The organism is Neoroseomonas marina (assembly GCF_012927745.1).
Lineage (GTDB): Bacteria > Pseudomonadota > Alphaproteobacteria > Acetobacterales > Acetobacteraceae > Neoroseomonas > Neoroseomonas marina.
Window position 1 is genome coordinate 115,013 of the sequence record NZ_JABBKX010000012.1, and the last position, 23,264, is coordinate 138,276.

Below are 23,264 nucleotides of genomic sequence, written 5' to 3' on the forward strand. Positions count from 1 at the left end.
CCATGACGCAGCACGAGACCGGTTCCGCCTATGTCGAATCCTACGCGCGCGGCCGCGACCTCCTCGCCTCCGCGGCGCATATCGACCTGACCGAGCACGATGCCTGCGGCGTCGGCCTGGTCGCGGCCCTGAACGGCAAGCCGAGCCGCGAGGTGGTGCAGGCCGGCATCGACGCGCTGAAGGCGGTCTGGCACCGCGGCGCCGTCGATGCGGACGGCAAGACCGGCGACGGCGCCGGCATCCATGTCGAGATCCCGCAGGACTTCTTCGCGGAGGTCGTCGAGCGCGGCGGCGACAGGCTCCGCCCGGGTCGCATCGCCGTCGGCATGGTCTTCCTGCCCAAGACCGACCTGGGCGCGCAGGAACGCTGCCGCCAGATCATCGAGACCGAGATCCTCAACGCCGGCTACAACATCTATGGCTGGCGCCAGGTGCCGATCAACGTCGCCTGCATCGGCGAGAAGGCGAACGCGACGCGCCCCGAGATCGAGCAGATCCTGATCTGGGATCCCGAGTTGCGCGAGATCGCGACCGCCGAGCGCGACATGTACGTGATCCGCCGGCGCATCGAGAAGCAGGCGATCGCCGCGCAGATCCCCGAGCTGTACCTGTGCTCGCTGTCGGCGCGCTCGGTCATCTACAAGGGGATGTTCCTCGCCGAGAGCCTGACCGAGTTCTACCCGGACCTGCTCGACACGCGCTTCGTCAGCCGGTTCGCGATCTACCACCAGCGCTACAGCACCAACACCTTCCCGACCTGGCGCCTGGCGCAGCCCTTCCGCATGCTCGCGCACAACGGCGAGATCAACACGCTGCACGGCAACGCCAACTGGATGAAGAGCCACGAGACGCGGCTCTCCCATCCGCTGCTCGATCCCTTCATGGACGACCTCAAGCCGATCGTGCAGGCGGGCGGCTCCGACACCGCGACGCTCGACAACGTCTTCGAACTGCTGGTCCGTGGCGGGCGCGACGCGCCCATGGCCAAGGCCATGCTGATCCCCGAGAGCACCGGCAACAACGCGACCATGCCGGAGAACCACCGCGAGCTGTTCATGTATTGCAACGCGGTGATGGAACCCTGGGACGGCCCGGCGGCGATCGCCGCCACCGACGGGCGCTGGGTGGTCGCGGGCCTGGACCGCAACGGCCTGCGCCCGATGCGCTTCACCATCACCGATGGCGGGCTGCTGATCGTCGGCTCCGAGACCGGCATGGTGAAGGTCGCCGAGGACCGCGTGGTCCAGAAGGGCCGCGTCGGCCCGGGCCAGTGCATCGGCGTCGACCTCGAGGAAGGCGTCTTCTACGAGGACCGTGCGCTGAAGGACCTGCTCGCCGGCCGCAAGCCCTTCGGCAAGTGGACCGCGCGCACCACGCGCATCGACGAGATCGTGAAGGCCGAGGGCGACGAGCGCGCCCATTTCGCGGTCGAGGAACTGCGCCGCCGCCAGCTCGCCATGGGCTACACGCTCGAGGAGCTCGAGCAGATCCTCCATCCCATGGCCGAGGACGCGAACGAGGCGGTCGGCTCGATGGGCGACGACACGCCGATCGCCGTACTGTCCACGCAGTATCGCGGCCTGCACCACTATTTCCGCCAGACCTTCAGCCAGGTGACCAACCCGCCGATCGACTCGCTGCGCGAGACGCGGGTGATGACGCTGAAGACGCGCCTCGGGAATCTCGGGAACATCCTCGACGAGGACCCGACCCAGTGCGACATGCTGATGCTGGACAGCCCGGTGCTGTCGAACGCGCAGTTCGAGGCGATGCGCGCCTACATGGGCGCGACGGTCTGCACGGTGGACTGCACCTGGCCGGTCGAGGACGGCGAGACGGGCCTGCGCCGCGCCATCGAGCGCATCCGCCGCGAGGCGGAGGAAGGCGTTCGGTCCGGCTGCGCCCACGTCATCCTGACCGATGAGGCGCAGGGTCGGGAACGTGCGGCCATCCCGATGATCCTCGCGGTCGGCGCGGTGCAGACGCATCTCGTGAAGCACGGGCTGCGCACCTTCACCTCGCTCAATGTCCGCGCGGCCGAGTGCATGGACGTGCACTACTTCGCCGTGCTGATCGGCGCGGGCGCGACGACGGTCAACGCCTACCTCGCGCAGGAGAGCATCGCCGACCGGCACCGCCGCGGGCTGTTCGGCAATGTCGGCCTCGGCGACGCCGTCGCGAAGTACAAGAAGGCGGTCGACAAGGGCCTGCTGAAGGTCATGTCCAAGATGGGCATCGGCGTGCTGTCCTCCTACCGCGGCGGCATGAACTTCGAGGCGATCGGCCTGTCGCGCGCGCTGGTGGCGGAATTCTTCCCCGGCACGCCGTCGCGCATTTCGGGCATCGGCCTGTCGGGCATCGCGCGGCGCCTCCTCGCGCTGCACGACAAGGCCTGGCAGGAAGGTGCGATCACCCTGCCGGTCGGCGGCCTGTACAAGCTGCGCCGGCGCGGCGAGGTGCACGCCTTCGACGGCAGCCTGATCCATACGCTGCAGAAGGCGGTCGAGACCGACAGCTACCAGACCTTCAAGCGTTATTCCGACGCGGTGCGGAAGCTGCCGCCCGTCGCGCTGCGCGACCTGCTCGACTTCCGCATGGAAGGGCGCACGCCGGTCACGCTCGAGGAAGTCGAGAGCATCACGGAGATCCGCAAGCGCCTCGTCGCGCCCGGCATCTCCCTCGGCGCGCTGTCGCCCGAGGCGCATGAGACGCTGTCCATCGCCATGAACCGCATCGGCGCGAAGTCCGACAGCGGCGAGGGCGGCGAGGATCCGTCCCGCGCCAAGCCGCGGTCGAACGGCGACAACGCCAATTCCGCCATCAAGCAGATCGCCTCGGGCCGCTTCGGCGTCACCGCGGAGTACCTGAACAACTGCCGCGAGATCGAGATCAAGGTCGCCCAGGGTGCCAAGCCCGGCGAGGGCGGGCAGCTGCCCGGCTTCAAGGTGACCGGGCTGATCGCGAAGCTGCGCCATTCGACGCCGGGCGTGACGCTGATCTCGCCGCCGCCGCACCACGACATCTACTCGATCGAGGACCTGGCGCAGCTCATCTACGATCTCAAGCAGATCAACCCGGATGCGACGGTTTGCGTGAAGCTCGTGTCGCGCTCGGGCATCGGCACCATCGCCGCCGGCGTCGCCAAGGCGAAGGCCGATGCCATCCTGGTGTCGGGCCATTCGGGCGGCACCGGCGCCTCGCCGCAATCCTCGATCAAGTATGCCGGGCTGCCGTGGGAGATGGGGCTGTCCGAGACCCATCAGGTGCTGCTGCTGAACCGGCTGCGCCACCGCGTGAAGCTGCGCACCGATGGCGGCATCAAGACCGGGCGCGACGTCGTGATCGCGGCGATGCTCGGTGCGGAGGAGTTCGGCATCGGCACGGCGTCGCTGGTGGCGATGGGCTGCATCATGGTCCGCCAGTGCCACTCCAACACCTGCCCCGTGGGCGTCTGCGTGCAGGACGAGGCCCTGCGCCAGAAGTTCACCGGTACGCCGGAGAAGGTGATCAACCTCTTCTCCTTCGTGGCGGAGGAGGTGCGCGAGATCCTCGCCTCGCTCGGCTTCCGGAAGCTCACGGACATCATCGGGCGCACCGATCTGCTGCAGCAGGTCAGCCGCGGGTCGGAGGATCTCGACGACCTCGACCTCAACCCGCTGCTGGTGCAGGCCGATGCCGGCCCGCATGCCGCCTACTGCACGCTCGAAGGCCGCAACGAGGTGCCCGAGACGCTGGACGCGGAGATGATCCGCGACGCCGACGCGCTGTTCCGCCACGGCGAGAAGATGCAGCTGCAGTACAACATCCGGAACACGCATCGTGCGATCGGCACCAAGGTGTCGTCCCGCATCACGCGCCAGTTCGGGATGAGCGGCCTGCAGCCCGGCCATCTCAGCGTCCGGCTGCGCGGGTCGGCGGGTCAGTCGCTCGGCGCCTTCGGCGTGCGGGGCCTCAAGCTCGAGGTATTCGGCGACGCCAACGACTATGTCGGCAAGGGCCTGTCGGGGGCGACCATCGTGGTGCGCCCGGCGCCGTCCTCGCCGCTGGTGTGGAACGAGAACACGATCATCGGCAACACCTGCCTCTATGGCGCGACGGCGGGCGAGCTGTTCGCGGCGGGCCAGGCGGGCGAGCGCTTCGCGGTGCGCAATTCGGGCGCCACCGCGGTGGTCGAAGGCTGCGGCGCCAATGGCTGCGAGTACATGACCGGCGGCACCGTCGTGATCCTCGGCGCCGTGGGCGACAATTTCGGCGCCGGCTTCACCGGCGGCCATGCCTTCGTCTACGACGCCGACGACAACTTCGAACTGCGCGTCAATCCCGACACGCTGCTCTGGAACCGCGTCTCCCACCCGCATTGGGAAGGCGTGCTGTGCGACCTGATCGCCCGGCATGTCGCGGAGACCGGCAGCCGCTTCGCCGCCCGCCTGCTGAACGAATGGGCGACCGAACGCGGCCGCTTCTGGCACGTGGTGCCGAAGGAGTACGTGAAGTACCTGCCGGTGCCGATGGCCAAGACCGACGCCGTCGCCGCCGAGTAACCCCGCGCACGTCGCCCGGTGAAGCGCTTCACCGGGCGACCGTGCCCGCTCTTCCGCTCGCATGTCCTGCCTGTCATGATTCGTCCGCGAAGCCGGCGCCCCCGGACGGACGAAAGGAGCAGCGCGTGCGTATTCTGGCCCTGGCCCTTGCGGCCGTTCTCGTCCTTGCCGTGCCGGCCTCGGCGCAGGTCCGCGACATCGCGGCGGTGAATGGCTGGCGCGCCTATGTCGCGCAGACGGACAACGGGCCGCTTTGCGGCATGGGGACGGATGCCAACCGGCTTGGCCGGTTCTTCTGGATCAAGGTGGAGCGGATGCAGGGCAACCTGCACGGCTTCGTGCAGGTCGGCGACCGGAGTTGGAACGTGCGCCAGGCCGCGACGGGGCGCATCGTCATCGCGATCGACAGCCGCCGGGCGGAACTCAACTACCACGGCACCAGCCGCGCCGACATGATCGAGGCGTCCTACCAGGGCGCCTTCCAGAACTTCCTGAACTTCGTCGAGGCCTTCGCCCTCGGCCTGCGGATGCAGGTGCTGTTCCCCGGCGAGAATGTGTCGCCCTGGTCGGCGGACCTGCGGGGAACGCGCGCGGTGACCGAGGCCTTCCTGGCCTGCGCCCGGCGCATCTGAGCCCCAGGCGGCCGGAGGGTCGGCCGCAGGCCCGGTCGCCGGTGCGTCGCCGGCTCGATGCGGGGGCGGCAGGGTCGCGAAAGATCGGGCCAAGCCCTGGCCTCACGACGGTCCGGATGGCATAAGCCCCGCATCGTGAGGCTGCTGTTCCACCTTCCCCTCTCGCCCTTCTCCCGCAAGGTCCGTCTCGCCCTGGCGGAGAAGCGCATTCCCTTCGACCTGCGCATCGAGCGCGTGTGGGAACGGCGGGACGACTTCCTCGCCATGAATCCCGCCTGCACCGTGCCCGTGCTGCAGGAGGACAACGGCCTCACCATCCCGGATTCCTACGCGATCTGCGAATACCTGGATGAGGCCTATCCGGACACGCCGCTGCTCGGCCGGACGCTGGCCGAACGTGTCGAGGTGCGACGCCTGGTCGCCTGGTTCGACGGCAAGTTCCACGCCGAGGTCGGCATGAATCTGCTCTATGAAAAGCAGTTCAAGCGGGCCATGGGGCGCGGCAACCCGGATGCGTCCTCGATCCGCGCGGGATACGCGAACCTCAAGCCGCACCTCGCCTATCTCGGCTGGCTGGCCGAGACGCGGCCGTGGCTGGCAGGCCCGATGCTCTCGCTCGCGGATCTCGCGGCGGCGGCGCATCTCTCGGCCCTCGACTACATCGGCGACATCGACTGGTCGCTGAGCGACGGGGCGAAGGACTGGTACGCGCGGGTGAAGTCGCGCCCGTCCTTCCGGCCGTTGCTCGCGGACCGCGTCAGCGGGCTCGAGCCGCCCGACCACTACGCCAACCTCGATTTCTGATCCCCCTGCGGGCCTCAGCGCTGCGCCGGGCCCGCTTCGATCAGCGCCATGTTCTGCGCGGCCAGGTCGGCGGTCGGGCCGTCGGGCGCGAGTTCGATCACCCGTTCCCAGTCCGAGCGTGCGCCGCTCGCATCGCCCTGGATCTGGCGGATCACCCCGCGCTCGAGCAGCGCTTCCACATTCTCGGGCTCGAGGCGCAGGGCCTGGGCCACGCTTTCCGCGGCGGGCGCGATGCGGTCCAGCCGCCGCAGGGCGGATGCGCGCAGCACCCAGGATTCCGCATTCGAGCCATCGGCCGCGACGGCGTGGTCGAGGTCGTCGAGCGCCTCGGACGGCCGGTTGAGCGCCAGCAGGGCCACCGCGCGCGCGGTCAGCAGGCCCGGATCGGCCGGCACCAGCGCCAGTGCCAGCGTCAGCGCCGCCTGGGCGCGGTGCGGCTTGCCGGCGGCGGTCCAGGCTTCGCCGGCCTGACCGAAGACGGCGGCGCGTGCGGCGATGCCGGCCTGGCTGCGCGCGGCGATGCGTTCCAGGGCTTCGGCGGCGCGTTCGGCCTCCCCGAGCGAGAGGGTGGCGAGCGCCGCGCAATGCGCGGCCGATTCGCCGCCGCCTTCCATGCCCCAGGAATCGGCGAAGCGACGCGCGCCCTCCGGGTCGTCCTCGAGCATGTCGAGGCAGCGTTCGTATTCCGGCGCGTCCGACAGGCGCGGCGGTTCCGGCGGGGTTGGCAGGATTTCGGGCGTGCCGGCGCCGGACAGCCACCACCATGCGCCGCCCGCGCCGGCGACGAGCACCAGCGCCGCGGCACCTGCAAGCAGGAGGCGTGTGAGGGGGGGCATGCGCGCAATCTAGCCGTGCAGCGATGTGCATGCCAGATGAGCAGGGGAGGGACCGGATGCTTCTCGTTGCTGGACTGGGATATGCGGGCCGTGCCGTTGCCCGGGCAGCGGCGGACGCGGGCTGGCAGGCGGGGGGCACGGCACGGGACCCGGGGTCCGCCGCTCCCTTGCCGGGCGTGTCCGTGTTGCCTTTCGCGGGCGCCGGCGAGGCGATCGGGCGCGCAAGTCATCTTCTCGTCACCGCCGCGCCGGGGGAGGGCGGGGACCCTGTCCTCGCCGCGCACGGACCCTCGATCGAACGGGCCCTTGTCGCGGGGACGCTGCGCTGGGTCGGCTATCTCTCGACGACGGGCGTCTATGGCGATCGCGACGGCGGGGCGGTGGATGAGGCGACGCCGCCGGCGCCCGGCCAGCCGCGATCCATCCGCCGCCTCGAGGCTGAGAACGCCTGGCGAGACTGCGTCGCCGGCCGCGTCGCGCTCGACATCTTCCGCGTCGGCGGGATCTACGGGCCGGGGCGTTCGGCCTTCGATGACCTGCGCGCCGGCACGGCCCGCTGCGTCGTGAAGCCGGGCCACGCCTTCTCCCGCATCCATCGCGACGACATCGCGCGGGCGGTCTGCGCCGCGATCCGCCAGGACCTGCCGCCGGCCGTCCGCGTGCTGCACCTCGTGGACGACGAGGCGGCGGAGAGCGCCGTCGTCACCGCCCACGCGGCGGAACTGCTGGGTGTCGCGGCGCCGCCGGCAATCCCGTTCGAGGAAGCGCGGTCGCGCATGTCGCCCATGGCGCTGTCCTTCTGGGCGGAGAACCGGCGCGTGACGAACACGGCCACCAAGGCCGCGCTCGGCATCGCCTGGCGCTATCCGACTTATTGGGAGGGCCTAGCGGCCATCCTCGCGGAGGAGGGGCGCGAGGGTCTCGCCCAGTAGCGCGAGGTCCTGCGGGCGGGAGAGGCGGTGGTCCCCGTGCTTGATCAGGTGAACGCGCACGTCGCCACCCGTCACCGCCTCGGCGATACGCAGCGCGTGCCGCCACGGCACGTCGGGGTCCTGCTGGCCCTGCAGGATGCGCACGGAAACGTCCAACGCGATCGGCGCGCGCAGCAGCAGGTGGTTGCGGCCATCCTCGATCAGCGCGCGGGTGATGGGGTAGGGGTCGCCATACGCGCTCGGACGGTGCCAGACGCCGTCGCGCTCGATCGTCGCGCGCTGCTCGGGCGTGAACCCGGCCCACATCAGGTCCTCGGTGAAGTCGGGCGCCGGCGCGATGCCGACCAGCGCGCGGATCGCCATGCGCCGCGCCAGCAGCAGCGCGATCCAGCCGCCCATCGAGGATCCCACCAGCACCTGCGGGCCGTCGGTCAGCGCCGCGACGACGCGCGCGGCGTCCTCGGCCCAGCGGCCGATGGTGCCGTCCACGAAGCGGCCGCCGGAGGCGCCGTGGCCGGAATAGTCGAAGCGCAGGAAAGGCGTGCCGCGGGCCTCGCACCAGCCGGCAAGGAATTCCGCCTTGCTGCCGGTCATGTCGGAGTTGAAGCCGCCGAGGAAGACCACGCCGGGTCCGCGGCCGGACAGGCGCCGCCAGGCGAGGGCGACCCCATCGCCGCGGTCGATCGTGCCGTGTTCTTCCTTCATCGCGTCGGACTCCTGGGGAGGGCTTCGCCCTCCCCATACCCCACCCACCAAAGGCCGAAAGGCCTTTGGAAACCAGTACCGGGTGCCGGCGCCAAGGGGCGTGCCGGGGGGAGGTGCGGAAGGGCGGCGCCCGGCCACCTCACGGCCGCGGTAGGCCCCGCCGCATCAGGGATGCGAACAACGCCCCGGTCCCGAAGGCCCAGGGCGGGCACTCGTCGGTCCGGTCCACCTCGTTCACCAAGGCGCCAAGCCGCGGCGAGGCGATCCGCACCATGTCGCCCTCCTTGTGCGTGAAGCCCATCCCCGGCGCGCCACGGTCCTTCGAGGGCGAGAAGGGCGTGCCGAGATACAGCACCGCCCCGTCCGGATACTGGTGGTGCGCGCCGATCATCTGCGCCACCAGGTCGGTGGGATCGCGGCTGATCGAACCGACCGCGCCGCGTTCGTCCAGCGTGAAGCCGTCGCGGCCCGAGATGGTCAGCGCGATCTCGGCGCGACGGATGTCCTCGAGCGAGAAGCCGTCGTCGAACAGCCGGACCATCGGGCCCAGCGCGGCCGAGGCGTTGTTGTCCTTCGCCCGGCCGAGCAGCAGCGCCGATCGCCCTTCCACGTCGCGCAGGTTGACGTCGTTGCCGAGCGTCGCCCCCTGGATGCGGCCGCGGCTGTTCACCACCATCACCGCCTCGGGCTCCGGGTTCGACCAGGCGGAGTTCGGATGCACGCCGATCTTCGATCCGAGGCCGACCGGGGCCATGGGCGGGCATTTGGTGAAGATCTCGGCATCGGCGCCGATGCCGACCTCGAGGTACTGGCTCCACCAGCCCTTGGCGACGAGGGCTTCCTTGACGCGCATCGCCTCGGCGCTGCCGGGGACGAGGTTGGCGAGGTCGTCGCCGATGATGCCGCGCACTTCGACCCGCACCGCGGCAGCGAGGGAGGCGTCGCCGCGGCAGCGCTCCTCGATCACCCGTTCGAGCATGGATCGCACATAGGTCACGCCGGCGGCCTTCACCGCCTGCAGGTCGATCGGCGCCAGCAGCCAGGGCTTGGACGGATCGCGCGCGTCATGCGCCGAATTCGCGAGCAGCGCGTCGAGGTCGATGGCGAGCGGCGCGCCGCGCTGGCGGATCGCCGCGACCGGGCGCTCCTCCTCCATCCAGCGGGACATGGTGCCGAAGGCGCAGGTCATGTCGAAGGCCGCGCCGCCGAGGAAGCCGACGATGCACGGCCCGTCGGCCGTCATGATGCGCGCCGCGAAGGCGCCCTTGGCGAAATCCTCCGGCAGGCAGGAACGGTCCAGCCGCATGCGTTTCTCTCCCCGTTGTCGGCCCACAGGCTGGCCGGGCCGGGGGAGGCTGCCAAGGGGGGTCAGCAGGCCGGGCGCATGGTGGTCTCGTGCCGCTCCAGGCCGCGGGCATGCCGCCAGGCCTCGTGGCGGCGCCGGATGGCGCGGGCGAGCAAGGCGGGCTCGCGTGCCGCCGCGGTGGCGACGGTCGCGGCGTCGGGGGCGCCGGTGGGCGCGACCCCGAGTTCCATCTGCAGGTCGGTCAGCGCCTGCATGGTCCCGGCCTCGGCGGCATAGGCGAAGAGGGCAAGGTCGGGCCCGGCCGCGAGATGGTCGGCGTCGAGCGGTGCCCAGACCATCTGTCGAAGGATCCGCGCTGCGCCGTCGGCTCCGAGGCGGCGCAGCGCGGTCTCGTCGGCGGGCCCCCCGACCCAGACCGAGAGAAGGCCGAGTCCGATGCCGTGGGCCGAAGGCCCTTCGAACACCGGGTCGTGGGGAAGGAAGGGTCCGCGCGCGGCGATGACCGCGGCGGCACAGGCGTCGAAGCGATCCGGGGCGGCGGGCGTCATGCGGCACTCTGACGCAGGGAGGCTGAAGGAAGGGTTAGCGCGGCCTCAGGCGGGCAGCGTGACCTTCCACGGGTAGCCCGCCTCCGCCTTGGCGAAGCCGTAGCCGAACAGGGCCCGGAGGTAGGCGGGGTCGAAGGGCTCGGTCTCCTCGGCGGTGAAGTCGTCCTCGATGTTCGCGAGCCGGAAGCCGATGCCGTGCCGCATCGCCGAGACCTGGATGCGGTAGATGTCGTTGACCCCCGCCGCCCCGATCAGCGTCGAGATGGCGCGCTCGGCGATCGAGACGGCGCGGCGGCGCACCGGTCCGCCGCTTTGCGTCAGCCGCGCGTTGCGCACGATGTAGGCGGTGACGGAGGGCGGGGTCAGCCCGAGGCGGATGCGCTCCACCCGTGTGTCCCCGAGCGCCGGCGGGTAGAGATAGGCCTGCGCATAGGTGCCGCCGTCGACATGCATCTCCTGGTAGGGGCGGCCGTCCACCGTCACGTCGATCATCACCGGCGGGAAGATGCCGGGGATGGAGGCGGAGGCGAGCAGGATCTGGCGCACCAGGTCGAGCGCTCGGGGATGGCCGCTGTCGGCGATGGCGCCGATGTTCCAGCCGACCGGGCGCTGCGCGTCGAGATTCGTCGTCCCGATCACGAGCTGCGCGCCGTTGCGGTAGCGCTGGGCGATCTCGGCGAGCAGCGCGGCGTCCATATGGCGGGCGATGGTGCGCGCGAGGGGCGCGCTGTCCGCCACCGCGTCGTCGGTCAGCGCGGCGAGGAAGCCGCGCTGCGTCAGCACGTCGGCAACCGTGATATCGGTGTAGGCGGCGCGCAATTCGTCGTCGCGATGCGGGCCGACGAAGACCAGCGGCGCCGTCAGGGCGCCGGTGCTGATGCCGGTGACGAGCGCGAAGCGCGGCCTGGTGCCGTTCTTCGTCCACCCGCAGGCGAGGCCGGCGCCGAAGGCCCCGTTCTCGCCCCCGCCCGAGAAGGCGATGATGTGCGCCGGCGGCAGCGGGTCGCGCGGGCCGAGGCCGAAGGCGCGTCGCTGGCGCCGGCCGGCGAGGTTGAATTCCTCGACGATGCGCGGCACGTCGGCGGCATCCGAGACGCAGAAGCGTTCGTTCGGCAGGCCCAGCACCTGCGCGTTGCGCACCCGGTCGACCGGCACCGGGTCGTACTGGCGCGGCAGGGTGCAGCCCGCGAGGACGCTCGCAGCCCCCGCCAGCGCCGCGCGCCGTGCAAACCCCCGTTCCGAACCAAAGCCTGGCATGGCGGGGAGACTATCGCGCGACGGGTTCCGCGGTGAAGCGCCAGCCGTCAGACCGGCGGCTGCTTGGCCCAGGTGTAGCCTTGCTGCGCGCGGGCGAAGGCGAAATCAAAGAGACCGCGCATGTAGGCCTGCTCGAAGGGCTGGGTGTAGGACCCGGTGAAGTCCCGCCCGATGAAGGCCAGGTTGTAGTCGACGCCGTCCCGTTGGCAGGAATTCCAGATGCGGATGACGTCGTTGAGGCCGCTTGCCGCGATCATGGTCGAGATGGCCCGCCCGGCGATGGTCAGGGTCCGCCGGTCGACCGAGGCCCAGTCCGGGTCGAGCCGCCCGTTGCGGATGATGTAGGCGGTGGCCGGTATCAGGCGCTGGCCGCGCTGCGCGCGGGCGCGCCGCGCCTCCCCGACCTGCCGCGGATACAGGAAGACCTGCGCGAAGGCGCCGCCGTCGACATGCATCTCCTGCCGCGATTCGCCGTCCACGGTCACGTCGATCATGACGGGCGGGAAGGCGCCGGGGATCGCCGCCGATGCGAGCAGCAGCCGCCGCACGAGATCGAGGGCCCGGGGGTGGCCGCTCGCCGCGATGGCGCCGACGTTCCACACCACGGGCACCTGGGCGTCGAGGTTGGTCGACCCGACGAAAAGCAGCCGGCCCTCCTGGTAGGCGCGGCCGATCGCCGCGAGCATCCGTTCGTCGAGGTGGCGCGAGATGGTGAGGAAGAGCGGCTCGTTGTCCGCCAGCGCGTCGTGGAAGACGGCCGAGAGCAGCCCACGGCTGCGCAGCACGTCGTCCGGGGTGATGTCGGTGTAGACGCTCTTGAGCTGCGGATCCCATTCGGAACCGAGGAAGGCGAAGGGTGCGGTGAGCGCGCCGGTCGAGACGCCGGTGACGAGCTCGAATTCCGGCCGGTCGCCCCGTGCGCTCCAGCCGCAGAGCAGGCCAGCGCCGAAGGCTCCGTTCTCGCCGCCGCCCGAGACGCCGAGCAGGTCGTAACGCGGCATCTGGTCCAGCCGCCGCAGGCCGAGATGGCGCAGACGCCGCGCTGCCGCCGCGGCGAATTCGCGTTCGATCGCGAGCCCGGCGGAGCCCGGCTCTCCGGCGAAGACGAAGCGCTCGTTGGGGATGCCGAGCACCGTGGCATCGGCCGCGCGGCCGCTGGCCACGGCCGGCAGCCGTTCTGGCAGCGCGCAGGCGCTCGTGGCGCCGAGCGCCGCCAGGCTGGCGAGCTTCAGCACATCGCGGCGCGCGCCGCCGTTTCGCTGCTTCGTCACGGGGAGATCTCCGGATGGATCGATGCGCCCGGCTTCTAGCGCGCCTGCCCTTGCCGCCCAAGGCACCCGGCGTCCAATGTGACGCCAAAGCAATCCGGAGGATCGCCATGACCACCCGCCGCGCCGCCCTTGGCGGTCTCGCCGCCGTCGGCACACTGGCGCTGCCGCGCCTGGCCCGCGCCGCCTGGCCCGCCGACCGACCGATCGAGGTGATCGTGCCCTATCCGCCCGGCGGCGGCGTGGACACCATGGCGCGCGTGGTGCTGCCGGCGGTGCAGAACCGGCTGCCGGGCGCCCGGTTCGTGGTGGTGAACCGCCCCGGCGCGGGCGGGCAGACCGGCTGGGAAGCCGCCTTCACGGCGGCGCCGGACGGCTTCACGCTAGCGGCGACCAGCGTGCCGGCGCTGGTGACCTACCCGATCGAACGCCAGGTCCGGTATCGCCCGCTCGACTTCACTTTCATCGCCAATGTGGTGGACGACCCGGGCGGGCTGTTCGTCGCGGCCAACTCGCCGCTGCGCTCGCTCGCCGACCTGGCCGCCGCCGCCAAGGCGCGGCCGGGGGCGCTGTCCTACGGCACGACCGGCGTCGGATCCGATGACCACCTGCTGGTCATCGCCTTCGAGGAGAAGGCGGCGCTGCCGCCGATGACCCATGCGCCCTTCAACGGCATGGCGCCGCTGTCCACGGCGCTGATGGGCGGGCATCTCGACGTCGGCGCCTTCAACATGAGCGAAGGCCTGACGCTGTGGCGCGACGGGCGGATCCGCTGCCTCGGCCAGGCGGGGGCGACGCGCTGGTCGGTCACGCCGGACGTGCCGACCTTCCGCGACCAGGGCTTCGACGTGATCAGCGGCGCGACGCGCGGCATCGTCGCTCCGCCGAACCTGCCGGCGGAGATGCGGCAGCGGCTGGAGGAAGCCTTCCGGGCCGCGCTGGCGGATACGGATTTCGTGCGGGAGGCGGATCGCCTCGGCCTGCCGCTGTCCCCGCGCATCGGGGCCGACTACCGCGCCGACGTCGCCGCGCTCGAGACGGAGCTGCGCGGCCTGTGGCAGCGCCGCCCGTGGAAGGAATCATGAGCGAGGCGGCGACGCTGCATGTCGAGGCCGGCGCGCTCGAGGGATTCGTGCGCGCCATCGTGGCGGGAACCGGCAGCACGCGGCAGGAAGCGGAGGAGGTCGCCGCGCACCTGCTGGAAGCCAACCTGCAGGGCCATGACAGCCACGGCATCATGCTGCTGCCCCGCTACGTGCAGCATGTGCGCGAAGGCAAGCTGACTCCGAATGCCGCGCCCGATCCGGTACGGCAGGATCCTTCGCTGGCGCTGTTCGACGGCCGGATGGGCTATGGCCAGCATGTCGGGCGGATCGCGATGGACTGGGCGATCGAGGCTGCGCGCCGGCACGGCCATGCGGTGATGGGGCTGCGCAACGTCCACCACATCGGCCGCGTCGGCACCTATGGCGAGCAGGCGGCGCGGGCGGGGATGATCTCCGTCCACTTCGTCAACGGCGTGTCGGGGCCGCCGGCGGTCGCACCTTTCGGCGGTTCGGCGGCGCGGCTGTCGACCAATCCGGTGTGCATCACCATCCCGCCGGCCCACCCGAACGGCCAGCCGCTGGTGCTGGACTTCGCGACCTCGGCGATCGCGCTCGGCAAGTGCCGCGTTGCGTTCAATGCGGGGCGCGCGGTGCCGGACGGCGCGCTGGTGGACGCGGACGGGCAGCCGACCAACGATCCGGGCGTGCTCTATCGCGGGGAACCACGCGGGGCGCTGCTCTCCTTCGGGGCGCACAAGGGCTATGGGCTGGCGCTGGTGTGCGAGCTGCTGGCCGGCGCGCTGCTCGGCGGTGCGACGGCGTGGCGGCCGGAGATGCGCGACCGCGGCATCGTCAATTCCTGGCTGGCCTTCGTGCTCGACCCGGCGCGCTTCGGCGATGTCGAGGCGTTCCGCGCGGAACTCGCGGCGGTGATCGAGGACGTGAAGTCCTCGCCGGCGGCCGATCCGGACAGTCCGGTGCTGGTGGCCGGCGAGAAGGAACGCATCACCAAGGCGCGGCGGCTGGCGACCGGCGTGCCGGTGGATGCGAACACCTGGGCGATGCTGGTGGACGCCGCGCGGAGCCTTGGCATCAACGAGGTGCCGGAGGCGAGGTGACCCGCGGCCCCGCGGTCAGATGCGGGGCAGCGCCTTGTTGGTGAAGTCGCGGGTCAGCGGGTTCACCTCATGGACGAAGCAGGACCAGCCGGCGGTCGTCCGCTCGCCCCAGACGAAGGCCGGAATCTGGTAGTCGCCGCGCGCGAGCCGATGGGTGAGGGTAAAGCCGCGTTCCGAGGCGATGTTGATCGCCTCCTTGTCCTTGCGCACGTTGTTCGTGTTCCGGTCCTCGCCATCCGAGTTGAGATTCCCGTGGAAGGCGAGCAGGCGGTGGCCAGGCTTGGCGGCGATGTAGATGTTGCAGCCGGTGAGCGGCCCGGTCAGGAAGAGGGTCGCGTGGTTGGACATCTTGGTGAGGGTGCAGCGGTCCTCCTGCCAGGGCAGGAAGCAGACGCGCTCGGTGCCGCGGCCGCCCTCGGTCACGCGGATCAGCGGCAGTCCGGGCATGTCGCGGATGGCGGTCATGATCGTCGCCGTCAGGCGCTGGTTGCCCGTCCGAAGGAACTCGATGCCGCGGGAACCGCAGGTCGCACGATCGAAGGTCTCGTTGGTGAGCGCGGTCGAGCCTCGCGCCGACAGCAACTCCGCGTGCAGCAGGCAGGCGTGGGTGCGGATGTAGCCGGCCGGATCCGCGGCGAACAGCGCAGCATGGGCATGCGGTGTCTCGGTGGCAGCGCCCCCGGTGGGGGCCGAGACGGTCACGGACATGGCTGTGCTCCTGGCTCGGACCTGATCCTTGCGAAGCCTAGTTGAAAGGATGTCGCATCGATAAGCGCAAACTGATCCAGCAGGTGACGTCAGTCCACGCGTGCGCCGGAGGCGCGGATCAGCGGCGCGAAGGCCGCCTCGTTCTGCGCGCGGAAATCGGCGAGTCCCTCGGGCGTCGTCCACCACGGCGTCGCGCCGTTCTCGCGGAAGCGCTGCTGCAGGTCCGCGTTTTCGAGGGCCTGCTTCGTCAGCGCGTTGATGCGATCGACGATCGGGCGCGGCATTCCGGCGGGACCCTGCACGCCGCCCCAGGAGGTGATCTCGAAGCCCGGCAGGAATTCGGCCATGGCGGGGATCTCGGGCGCCATGGGGCTGCGCTGCGCGCCGGTCACGGCGAGCGCCCGGACCTTGCCGTCGCGCGCCTCGGCCAATGCCTGGGGGATGTTGTCGAAGATCATGTGCACGCGCCCGCCGATCAGGTCGATATGCGCCGGGGCGCCGCCGCGATAGGGCACGTGGAGGATGTCGAGACCCGCCATGTGCTTGAACATCTCGCCGGAGAGGTGGACCGTCGTCCCCGAGCCGGACGAGGCATAGGTGTAGCGCCCCGGATTGGCGCGGATGAGCGCGATCAGTTCCGGCACGCTGCGCGCCGGGACGTCGTTGTTCACGACGAGCAGGTTGGGCAGCTGCCACAGCCCCGAGATGAAGGTGAAGTCGCGCCGCACGTCGAAAGGCAGGCGCGCATACAGCGTGGGCGCGATCGACAGCGAGGACACCGAGGCGAGCCCGATCGTCGTGCCGTCAGGGTTGGAGCGCGCGATCGCTTCCGTCCCGACGTTGCCGGCGCTGCCCGAGCGGTTCTCGACCACGAATTGCTGGCCGGTGATCTCGCCCATCTTGGCGCACCAGAGGCGGGACAGGATGTCGGTGCCGCCACCTGGCGGGAAGATGCCAATGAAGCGGACCGGCCCGGTCGGCCAGGGGCCCTGGGCGAGGGCCGGCGCGGCGAGCCCCGCGGCGGAGGCGACGAGCAGCGTGCGGCGTCCGAGGACGGACGGACGAAAGTCCGGCGACAAGGTCATGAACGCGTCTCCCAGGTGGCCTTGGATGGCCTTGCCGTCATGGGAGGCGCGGCGGAGTGGGCCGTCAAGCGCGGCGCGTCAGGCGGCCGAGCGGCCGCCGGAGGCCTGAGCGGTCCGGTGTCGTCCCCGGCGGGGCGCTATCCGATCGGAACCCCCGCCGCGTCCTTCGCCGTGCGGATCGTCTGCAGCGTCTGCACCCGCAGCACGGACGGCGCGTTGGTGAGCCGCGCGGTCAGTTCGTTTTCATGCGCCGTGTCGCGCGCCACGAGGCGCAGCAGGAAGTCGCCGCCGCCGCGGATCATGTGGCACTCGCGGACCTCGGGCCAGGAGGCCGCCAGCGACTCGAAGGCGTCGAGCACCGCCTGCTTCTGCGATTCGAGCCCGACCAGGGCGAAGAAGGTGATCTCCCAGCCCAGCGCGACCGGATCGATATCGGCATGGTAGCCGCGAATCACGCCCGCTTCCTCGAGCCGGCGCACGCGCCGCAGGCACGGCGGGGCGGAGAGGTTCACCCGCCGCGCCAGTTCGACATTCGTCATCCGGCCATCCCCCTGCAGTTCGGCGAGGATGTTGCGGTCGACGGAATCGAGGTCCGGGTCGTCTTGGTCGCGGGGCATGAGATCCAGGAATCACTTGTTTCGTTGCCGTACAGCGCGGCTCCGCGCAATATCATTGCACGGGACGGCAGTATCAAGGCACCGGGTTGTGACTGGCGCAGGTCTGCCCGATATCGGACGCATTGCAACTGAGTTGGGACCCGCACCGTGGCCGAGACGCATCGCACCCGCCTCCTCATCATCGGCGCCGGCCCGGCGGGGTACACGGCGGCGATCTATGCGGCGCGCGCAGGGCTCGCGCCGCTGGTCGTCGCGGGGCTGCAGCCGGGTGGGCAGCTGACCATCACCACGGATGTCGAGAACTATCCGGGCTTCGCCGAGGCCATCCAGGGTCCGTGGCTGATGGAGCAGATGCAGAAGCAGGCCGAGCATGTCGGCGCGCGCGTGCTGTACGACATCATCACCTCGGTCGACCTGTCGCGCCGTCCGTTCCGCGCCATGGGGGATTCGGGCGAGTCCTACGAAGCGGAGGCGGTGGTCATCGCGACCGGGGCGCAGGCGAAGTGGCTCGGCATCCCCGGCGAGAAGGAGCTGGGCGGCTTCGGCGTCTCGGCCTGCGCGACCTGCGACGGCTTCTTCTACCGCGGCAAGGACGTGGCCGTGATCGGCGGCGGCAATTCGGCGACCGAGGAGGCGCTCTACCTCGCGAACCTCGCGAAGCACGTCACGCTGATCCACCGGCGCGACTCGCTGAAGTCCGAGAAGATCCTGCAGAAGCGGCTCTTCGCGAAGTCGAACGTGACGGTGCTGTGGGACACGGTGACCGAGGCGGTGCTGGCCGACCCGTCGGGCCGCGTGCCGGTCGCGCGCGGCCTCGCGCTGCGCAACGCCAAGACCGGGGAGCGCAGCGAGCTCAAGGTGGACGGCGTCTTCGTGGCCATCGGCCATGCGCCGGCGACGGCGCTGTTCCAGGGGCAGGTGGAGATGGACGGGGAGGGCTACATCGTGACGGTGCCGGGCACCACGCGCACCTCCGTCCCCGGCGTCTTCGCCGCGGGCGACGTGCAGGACAAGGTCTACCGCCAGGCGGTCACCGCGGCCGGCACCGGCTGCATGGCGGCCCTGGAGGCCGAGAAGTTCCTGGCGGTCGTCGACGCCGAGACAGAGCAAGCGGCCGCCTGATGCCGATCGACTGGGACAAGCTGCGGGTTTTCCACGCGGTCGCCGAAGCAGGATCCTTCACCCATGCGGGGGAGACGCTGAACCTCAGCCAGTCCGCCGTCTCGCGCCAGATCCAGGCGCTCGAGGAAGCGCTGACGGTCCCGCTGTTCCACCGCCACGCGCGCGGCCTGATCCTGACCGAGCAGGGAGAGACGCTGAACCGCACGGTGCGGGAGGTCTTCGCGAAGCTCGCGATGACCGAGGCGCTGCTGACCGAAAGCCGCGAGCGGCCCGCCGGGCGGCTCAAGGTCACGACCACGACGGGTTTCGGCAGCGCATGGCTGGCGCCTCGCCTGCGCCGCATGATCGACCTGCATCCCGAGATCAGCGTCACCCTGCTGCTCGACGATTCGGATCTCGACCTCGCCATGCGCGAGGCGGATGTCGCGATCCGGATGCATCCGCCGCGACAGCCCGACCTGATCCAGCGGCACATCGCGACCTTCGGCTGGAAGGTCTGCGGCGCGGCGTCGTATCTCAAGGCGACCGGGATTCCGCAGCGGGTCGAGGATCTCGATGCCCACCGGCTGATCGTCTACGGGGACTACCGGCCGCCGATCGACAACATCAACTGGTTGGCCGAAGCCGGCCGGCGTCCGGGGACCCCCCGGCGCGCGGCGATCGAGATCAATTCCCTGCCGGGCATGATCGAGGCGGTGCGCAGCGGGCTCGGCCTCGCCGCGCTGCCGGACTACGTCGGCGACCAGCTGACGGACCTCGTCCAGGTCCTGCCTGGCGTGAAGTGCCCGCGCATCGAGGCCTTCTTCGTCTATCCGGAGGAGATGCGGCACTCGAAGCGCGTTGCCGTCTTCCGAGATTTCCTCGTGGCGGAGCTTGCCGGCACCGGCAACTGACCTGTCAGTGCGGCAGATTACCCGGCCGTAGGGCAAGCCATGCGCTTATCGCATGTCGGCTTGTCCGAGATCGAGAAACACGCATGCGCCAGGAAGGGTATGTTTTGCGTGTTCGACGACTTTGTCGAACGGGGTCCTTTTGGATCCCTCGTCTCCCAGACGTGAAGCCTCCCTGTTGACTAGGCCTGGAAAACTTCGGTTTTCCGGGCCTTTCTTTTTGCGCGATGGCAGCACGGGCACGTCACGGGCACGGATCCGGCCGGTAGGCTGGCGCGAATCGTCTTCCGATCCACAACCTTTGGTCGCGTCGTCTTTGTCGGGCGACGACTCTTGCGCGGCCGGCACGGCGTGCCGGCCGCGGGGACGTACTCAGCGGCGCGCCGGATCCGTCCTGTCGGTCATGACGGCCGCGTCACCCGACAGAAAACGGCAGATTTTCAGGCTTTTCAGCGGCTTCGTGGCCTGCCCATCCTGTGCCCAGGAACACCCCTGAGGCCTGCCCCGATGTCCAACTTGATCGCCCTCGCCGATATCCGCGCCCGCCGCTCCCCCGCGTCCCAGGCGGCCGAGGAAGTCGCTGCTGACGCCGCCGCCTGCGCGGCCGCCCGGGGGGCGCTGCAGGGCTTCCTCGGCCGCATTGCCGCGATCGAGGGTGAGCATCCAGGCCTCTGCGTCACCGGCGTTGGCCTGAACGAGCTGCTGCGCGGCGCCATGATCGCCCGGCTCGCGGAGGGCTACGACCGGGCTGCCGAGCTGGTCGAGCATGTCGCTGGCCTGGCAGAGGTGGTGGCGTCCGAGGCCGCCGAAGAGGTAGCGCCGTAGCGCCGCCCGGCTAGCGCCCAACGCTGGCACCCGACGGCAGGCTTCCGGTGCACTGAACCGCATGGTCAGATCGCGCGGGGGCCGACGGAGGAATTGCTATGCGCGCTCCCGTTCTATGGCTCGCCCCCGCCCTTGCCCTTGGGGCCTGTACCCCTGAACGGCCGCAGCAAGGGCCCGAGACCTTCTATGTCGACATTGCGCGTCGGCCTGGCGCCGGCCAGCCGGCTCGGAACGATATGGAGCTGCACCGAGATTTGGCCCGTTGCAGAACCCAGATCGCACCCCTCTTCGTGGTCGCCGCCCCGGCGCAAGGTGTTCCGCCTGCTGCAGAATGCGGCCGACGAGCAGCTCATCGGCGCCCAGGTCGCGCACCAGGGCCGTGGCCACGCTCTTGCGGATGGTGTGAGGGGACCAGGCGGTGCGGGAGTCGAGCGCCTTCCTCAGCGCAGCGGCTCCCCGTTTCCAACCCGAGAATGGCGCCCTGTGGTCGGGCACAGCGAAAACATGCTCCCCGCGGCCCGTGATCTTCTTTCGCGCCTCGAGGATCGCAACGGCCTGGGAGGGAAGCGGCACATTCGCCGGCCGCTTGCCCTTCATTCGCGCGGCCGGCACTGCCAAGGCTGACCCGGTCCAGCCGTCCCCGGCAAAGGCCTCCCGAACCTCGGTCCAGGGAAGATCGGTCCATTCGTCGCGCCGAAGCGGGACGAGCAGCATGCACCTGACGAGGTCGCCCAGGACCGCGCTGTTGATGCGCGGCGCGGTGCGCCAAAGGCGCGCGAGATCGTCCATGCTCAGGAGCGGTTCGGTGCCCTCGCGCAGGCGAATGGCCGACGGCTCGAACTTCACCGGCTTCTTCAGCAGGATGGTCGGGTCGTCGGGCCGGATGTCCATGGCCGCGCACCAGCCGAAGAAGCCGCGCAGGCTGGTGTAGGTGCGGTTCGCCTCCACCGGCTTCGGCGCGGTCCCGAACGCCATATCGTGGAGGAGTTCGGCGAGGTCGCCGCGGGAAACTTCACGCACATCCCGGGTGCCGATGACGGGCTCCACGTGCAGTGCCATCCGGCGCTTCTCAAGCTGCATCGATCGATTTCCGGCCTTCGTCGCCAACCAGCGTTCCAGGGCCATGGCGACGGTCGCCCCAGGGGGCGCCGCCGGCGGCCGGATCACGTGTTCGGGATCCTCACCTCTTCCCGCGCGGCGGCGGGCCTCCGTCGCCAGTTCCCGGGCCTGGGCGAGGGTTGTCCCTGGGTACTCCCCGAGGTCTAGTCGCCTCTGGCCGCCGCCATGCACCCGGAGGCGCAGTGCCCAGGCCTTCCGGCCAGACTTGAAGACCCGCAGCGACAAGCCGGGGACCGTCCCATCTGCCAGGTCCCGGTCGACCTCGCCCTTCTTTGCGGCGCGGGCCGCCGCATCCGTAAGAACCGCCATCCGACCCTCCACGGGCACATCACGGGCACAGGAAGGCGCTGCCGGTGAGTTCCGCGTATTACCAGCGGCTGCCACGGGCACGATAAAATCGATATATGGCAAGCATCAAGCGGAAATCGGACGTAGAGCCCGGAACTGGGCGGGATGCAGCCCTCACAACTCCCAGACGTGAAGCCTCCCTGTTGACTAGGCCTGGAAAACTTCGGTTTTCCGGGCCTTTCTTTTTCACATACATGTGATCGTTACACACTGTGATCGAGCATGCGGAATGCTCGTATTGATTGTGTTTCTGCGGAAAAGAGCGCGTTTCGCGGGTAGGGCGCTGCCTCTCCCTCGCTTCTGGTAGCGGGCGCGGTCATTCCCGGCGCGTCGCGGCCTGCCTTGGTCCGTTCGCATTTGTGCGGCAAGCAGGCGGCAGGACGTTGTGAAGGGACCGCGCGCTCCATGCCCCTCCTGATCACCGGTGGCTATGGCTTCATCGGGTCGGCCGTTCTGCGCCGGCTCCTGACCACGACGGACGAGGTCATCGTGAACCTCGACCGCATGACCTACGCCGCCAGCCCGGAAAGCCTCGGCGCGCTGCGCGGGGACCGGCGCCACGTGCATATCCAGGCCGACATCTGCGACGTGGCCGCGGTACGGGACGCCTTCGCGACCTGGAAGCCCACGCGCGTCATGCACCTGGCGGCCGAATCGCATGTCGACCGGTCGATCGACGGGCCCGCGGAGTTCATCCGCACCAATGTCGTCGGCACCCAGGTGTTGCTCGAAGCCGCGCGCGAGCACTGGTCGACGCTGGAAGGGGAGGCCAGGTCCGCCTTCCGGTTCCACCATGTCTCGACGGACGAGGTGTTCGGGTCGCTCGAAAGTCGGGACGACGCACCCTTCGACGAGCACACGCGCTACGATCCGCGCAGCCCCTATTCGGCGTCCAAGGCCGCGTCGGACCATCTGGTCCGCGCCTGGCAGCACACCTACGGATTGCCGACCTTCGTCTCCAACACGACGAACAACTACGGGCCCTGGCAGTTCCCCGAGAAGCTCATCCCGCTAGTGACGCTGAACGCGCTCGAGGCTCGCACGCTCCCGGTGTATGGCGACGGGTCGAACATCCGCGACTGGATCCATGTCGAGGACCATGCCGAGGCGCTGTGCCTCGCGCTGTTCCGCGGTCAGCCCGGAGCGACCTATTGCCTCGGCCCGCGGCAGGAGCGGACGAACCTCGAGGTGGTGCGCGCCATCTGCGCGACGCTCGACCGGCTGCGGCCCGACCCGGCCGGCCCGCGGGAGCGGCTCATCACCTATGTGAAGGACCGGCCGGGCCACGACTTCCGCTATGCGATGGATCCGGTGGGTGCGGAGCGGGCGCTTGGCTGGACGGCCCGGCGGGACTTCGAAAGCGGCCTCGCCGAGACCATTGCGTGGTATCTCGACAACGAGGCTTGGTGGCGTCCCATCCGGGAGAAGCGCTATGCGGGCCAGCGCCTGGGGGGAGTGAAGGCGTGAAGGGCATCCTGCTGGCGGGAGGATCGGGGACGCGGCTGCATCCGATGACGCTGGCGGCGTCGAAGCAGTTGCTGCCGGTGTACGACAAGC

Annotated in this window: 21 protein-coding genes; 11 read left to right on the forward strand and 10 right to left on the reverse strand. The window is 70.3% G+C overall.

The genetic code is table 11. The annotated features are described in order from the left end of the window. Positions 1–2 precede the first annotated feature (2 nt). The 3 genes from gltB (at position 3) to fzlA (ending at position 5,977) form a co-directional block, all read left to right on the forward strand. The gene (gltB, locus tag GWK16_RS23325) at positions 3–4,541 is read left to right on the forward strand and encodes a glutamate synthase large subunit (protein ID WP_170056379.1); all 4,539 of its coding nucleotides are present in this window, start codon (positions 3–5) and stop codon (positions 4,539–4,541) included. 125 nt (positions 4,542–4,666) lie between these two features. Next, complete coding sequence (locus tag GWK16_RS23330; protein WP_170056380.1) at positions 4,667–5,173, forward strand: hypothetical protein; 507 nt, start codon at positions 4,667–4,669, stop codon at positions 5,171–5,173. A 135-nt stretch (positions 5,174–5,308) separates the two neighbouring features. Beyond that, the gene (gene fzlA / locus GWK16_RS23335) at positions 5,309–5,977 is read left to right on the forward strand and encodes an FtsZ-binding protein FzlA (RefSeq protein ID WP_170056381.1); all 669 of its coding nucleotides are present in this window, start codon (positions 5,309–5,311) and stop codon (positions 5,975–5,977) included. Between the two features lie 14 nt (positions 5,978–5,991). On the opposite strand, the gene GWK16_RS23340 is transcribed toward fzlA, so the two are convergent. Next, positions 5,992–6,813, reverse strand: coding sequence for a tetratricopeptide repeat protein (locus GWK16_RS23340; RefSeq protein ID WP_170056382.1), 822 nt, complete (start codon positions 6,811–6,813; stop codon positions 5,992–5,994). Between the two features lie 182 nt (positions 6,814–6,995). Between GWK16_RS23340 and GWK16_RS23345 the strand changes: the two genes are divergently transcribed. Further along, positions 6,996–7,745, forward strand: coding sequence for a Rossmann-fold NAD(P)-binding domain-containing protein (locus tag GWK16_RS23345; RefSeq protein ID WP_338144549.1), 750 nt, complete (start codon positions 6,996–6,998; stop codon positions 7,743–7,745). Here the strand turns inward: GWK16_RS23345 and GWK16_RS23350 are convergent. From GWK16_RS23350 to GWK16_RS23370, 5 genes are all read right to left on the reverse strand, one after another. Continuing rightward, on the reverse strand, positions 7,698–8,450 hold the full coding sequence (locus GWK16_RS23350; protein WP_170056384.1) for an alpha/beta hydrolase: 753 nt from the start codon (positions 8,448–8,450) through the stop codon (positions 7,698–7,700). The genes GWK16_RS23345 and GWK16_RS23350 overlap by 48 nt on opposite strands. Positions 8,451–8,589: 139 nt before the next feature. Beyond that, positions 8,590–9,756 carry a fumarylacetoacetate hydrolase family protein gene (locus GWK16_RS23355; protein WP_170056385.1) on the reverse strand — a complete coding sequence of 389 codons (1,167 nt, stop codon included), beginning with the start codon at positions 9,754–9,756 and terminating at the stop codon, positions 8,590–8,592. 62 nt (positions 9,757–9,818) lie between these two features. Continuing rightward, positions 9,819–10,304, reverse strand: coding sequence for a hypothetical protein (locus tag GWK16_RS23360; protein ID WP_170056386.1), 486 nt, complete (start codon positions 10,302–10,304; stop codon positions 9,819–9,821). A gap of 45 nt (positions 10,305–10,349) precedes the next feature. Then, positions 10,350–11,561, reverse strand: coding sequence for a patatin-like phospholipase family protein (locus GWK16_RS23365; RefSeq protein ID WP_170056387.1), 1,212 nt, complete (start codon positions 11,559–11,561; stop codon positions 10,350–10,352). 47 nt (positions 11,562–11,608) lie between these two features. After that, entirely contained in the window at positions 11,609–12,832 is a 1,224-nt protein-coding gene (locus GWK16_RS23370) for a patatin-like phospholipase family protein (protein WP_170056388.1), read from the reverse strand. A 107-nt stretch (positions 12,833–12,939) separates the two neighbouring features. Here GWK16_RS23370 and GWK16_RS23375 point away from each other — a divergent pair, with 107 nt between their 5' ends. After that, positions 12,940–13,914, forward strand: a complete 975-nt coding sequence (locus GWK16_RS23375; RefSeq protein WP_170056389.1) for a Bug family tripartite tricarboxylate transporter substrate binding protein — start codon at positions 12,940–12,942, stop codon at positions 13,912–13,914. Then, positions 13,911–14,993 (forward strand): malate/lactate/ureidoglycolate dehydrogenase, encoded by a 1,083-nt coding sequence (locus GWK16_RS23380; protein WP_170056390.1) that lies wholly within the window; start codon positions 13,911–13,913, stop codon positions 14,991–14,993. Before GWK16_RS23375 ends, GWK16_RS23380 begins: the two co-directional genes overlap by 4 nt. A 15-nt stretch (positions 14,994–15,008) precedes the next feature. Here GWK16_RS23380 and GWK16_RS23385 read toward each other — a convergent pair whose 3' ends face one another. From GWK16_RS23385 to GWK16_RS23395, 3 genes are all read right to left on the reverse strand, one after another. Further along, on the reverse strand, positions 15,009–15,701 hold the full coding sequence (locus GWK16_RS23385) for a hypothetical protein (protein WP_170056391.1): 693 nt from the start codon (positions 15,699–15,701) through the stop codon (positions 15,009–15,011). A gap of 89 nt (positions 15,702–15,790) precedes the next feature. Next, complete coding sequence (locus GWK16_RS23390) at positions 15,791–16,786, reverse strand: Bug family tripartite tricarboxylate transporter substrate binding protein (protein WP_170056392.1); 996 nt, start codon at positions 16,784–16,786, stop codon at positions 15,791–15,793. 137 nt (positions 16,787–16,923) lie between these two features. Then, positions 16,924–17,403: an Lrp/AsnC family transcriptional regulator gene (locus GWK16_RS23395; RefSeq protein ID WP_170056393.1), complete on the reverse strand. Its 480-nt coding sequence runs from the start codon at positions 17,401–17,403 to the stop codon at positions 16,924–16,926. A 147-nt stretch (positions 17,404–17,550) separates the two neighbouring features. On the opposite strand from GWK16_RS23395, the gene trxB reads away from it, so the two are divergent. The 3 genes from trxB to GWK16_RS23410 all read left to right on the forward strand — a co-directional run bounded on the left by trxB (position 17,551) and on the right by GWK16_RS23410 (position 20,240). Then, a complete protein-coding gene (gene trxB / locus GWK16_RS23400; RefSeq protein ID WP_170056394.1) occupies positions 17,551–18,525 on the forward strand; it encodes a thioredoxin-disulfide reductase in 975 nt (324 codons plus the stop codon). Continuing rightward, positions 18,525–19,418 carry a LysR family transcriptional regulator gene (locus GWK16_RS23405; RefSeq protein WP_211187667.1) on the forward strand — a complete coding sequence of 298 codons (894 nt, stop codon included), beginning with the start codon at positions 18,525–18,527 and terminating at the stop codon, positions 19,416–19,418. The genes trxB and GWK16_RS23405 overlap by 1 nt, the downstream gene beginning before the upstream one ends. 504 nt (positions 19,419–19,922) lie before the next feature. Beyond that, positions 19,923–20,240 (forward strand): hypothetical protein, encoded by a 318-nt coding sequence (locus GWK16_RS23410; RefSeq protein WP_170056395.1) that lies wholly within the window; start codon positions 19,923–19,925, stop codon positions 20,238–20,240. A 96-nt stretch (positions 20,241–20,336) separates the two neighbouring features. Here GWK16_RS23410 and GWK16_RS23415 read toward each other — a convergent pair whose 3' ends face one another. Further along, positions 20,337–21,668 carry a tyrosine-type recombinase/integrase gene (locus tag GWK16_RS23415; protein WP_170056396.1) on the reverse strand — a complete coding sequence of 444 codons (1,332 nt, stop codon included), beginning with the start codon at positions 21,666–21,668 and terminating at the stop codon, positions 20,337–20,339. A gap of 444 nt (positions 21,669–22,112) precedes the next feature. On the opposite strand from GWK16_RS23415, the gene rfbB reads away from it, so the two are divergent. Together rfbB and GWK16_RS23425 are read left to right on the forward strand one after the other, a co-directional pair. Further along, the gene (gene rfbB, locus GWK16_RS23420; protein ID WP_170056397.1) at positions 22,113–23,174 is read left to right on the forward strand and encodes a dTDP-glucose 4,6-dehydratase; all 1,062 of its coding nucleotides are present in this window, start codon (positions 22,113–22,115) and stop codon (positions 23,172–23,174) included. Then, on the forward strand, positions 23,171–23,264 hold a 94-nt coding region (locus GWK16_RS23425; protein ID WP_338144550.1), incomplete at its 3' end, for a sugar phosphate nucleotidyltransferase. The genes rfbB and GWK16_RS23425, both read left to right, overlap by 4 nt.

What these genes read in the sequence shown, in the direction of transcription:
- GWK16_RS23360 (WP_170056386.1), bottom strand. Translation starts at nt 10,304, where the DNA reads ATGACGCCCGCCGCCCCGGATCGCTTCGACGCCTGTGCCGCCGCGGTC.
- GWK16_RS23380 (WP_170056390.1), top strand. Translation starts at nt 13,911, where the DNA reads ATGAGCGAGGCGGCGACGCTGCATGTCGAGGCCGGCGCGCTCGAGGGA.
- GWK16_RS23355 (WP_170056385.1), bottom strand. Translation starts at nt 9,756, where the DNA reads ATGCGGCTGGACCGTTCCTGCCTGCCGGAGGATTTCGCCAAGGGCGCC.
- GWK16_RS23390 (WP_170056392.1), bottom strand. Translation starts at nt 16,786, where the DNA reads ATGACCTTGTCGCCGGACTTTCGTCCGTCCGTCCTCGGACGCCGCACG.
- GWK16_RS23415 (WP_170056396.1), bottom strand. Translation starts at nt 21,668, where the DNA reads ATGGCGGTTCTTACGGATGCGGCGGCCCGCGCCGCAAAGAAGGGCGAG.
- gltB (WP_170056379.1), top strand. Translation starts at nt 3, where the DNA reads ATGACGCAGCACGAGACCGGTTCCGCCTATGTCGAATCCTACGCGCGC.
- GWK16_RS23350 (WP_170056384.1), bottom strand. Translation starts at nt 8,450, where the DNA reads ATGAAGGAAGAACACGGCACGATCGACCGCGGCGATGGGGTCGCCCTC.
- GWK16_RS23340 (WP_170056382.1), bottom strand. Translation starts at nt 6,813, where the DNA reads ATGCCCCCCCTCACACGCCTCCTGCTTGCAGGTGCCGCGGCGCTGGTG.
- GWK16_RS23365 (WP_170056387.1), bottom strand. Translation starts at nt 11,561, where the DNA reads ATGCCAGGCTTTGGTTCGGAACGGGGGTTTGCACGGCGCGCGGCGCTG.
- GWK16_RS23385 (WP_170056391.1), bottom strand. Translation starts at nt 15,701, where the DNA reads ATGTCCGTGACCGTCTCGGCCCCCACCGGGGGCGCTGCCACCGAGACA.
- GWK16_RS23410 (WP_170056395.1), top strand. Translation starts at nt 19,923, where the DNA reads ATGTCCAACTTGATCGCCCTCGCCGATATCCGCGCCCGCCGCTCCCCC.
- GWK16_RS23395 (WP_170056393.1), bottom strand. Translation starts at nt 17,403, where the DNA reads ATGCCCCGCGACCAAGACGACCCGGACCTCGATTCCGTCGACCGCAAC.
- GWK16_RS23405 (WP_211187667.1), top strand. Translation starts at nt 18,525, where the DNA reads ATGCCGATCGACTGGGACAAGCTGCGGGTTTTCCACGCGGTCGCCGAA.
- GWK16_RS23375 (WP_170056389.1), top strand. Translation starts at nt 12,940, where the DNA reads ATGACCACCCGCCGCGCCGCCCTTGGCGGTCTCGCCGCCGTCGGCACA.
- rfbB (WP_170056397.1), top strand. Translation starts at nt 22,113, where the DNA reads ATGCCCCTCCTGATCACCGGTGGCTATGGCTTCATCGGGTCGGCCGTT.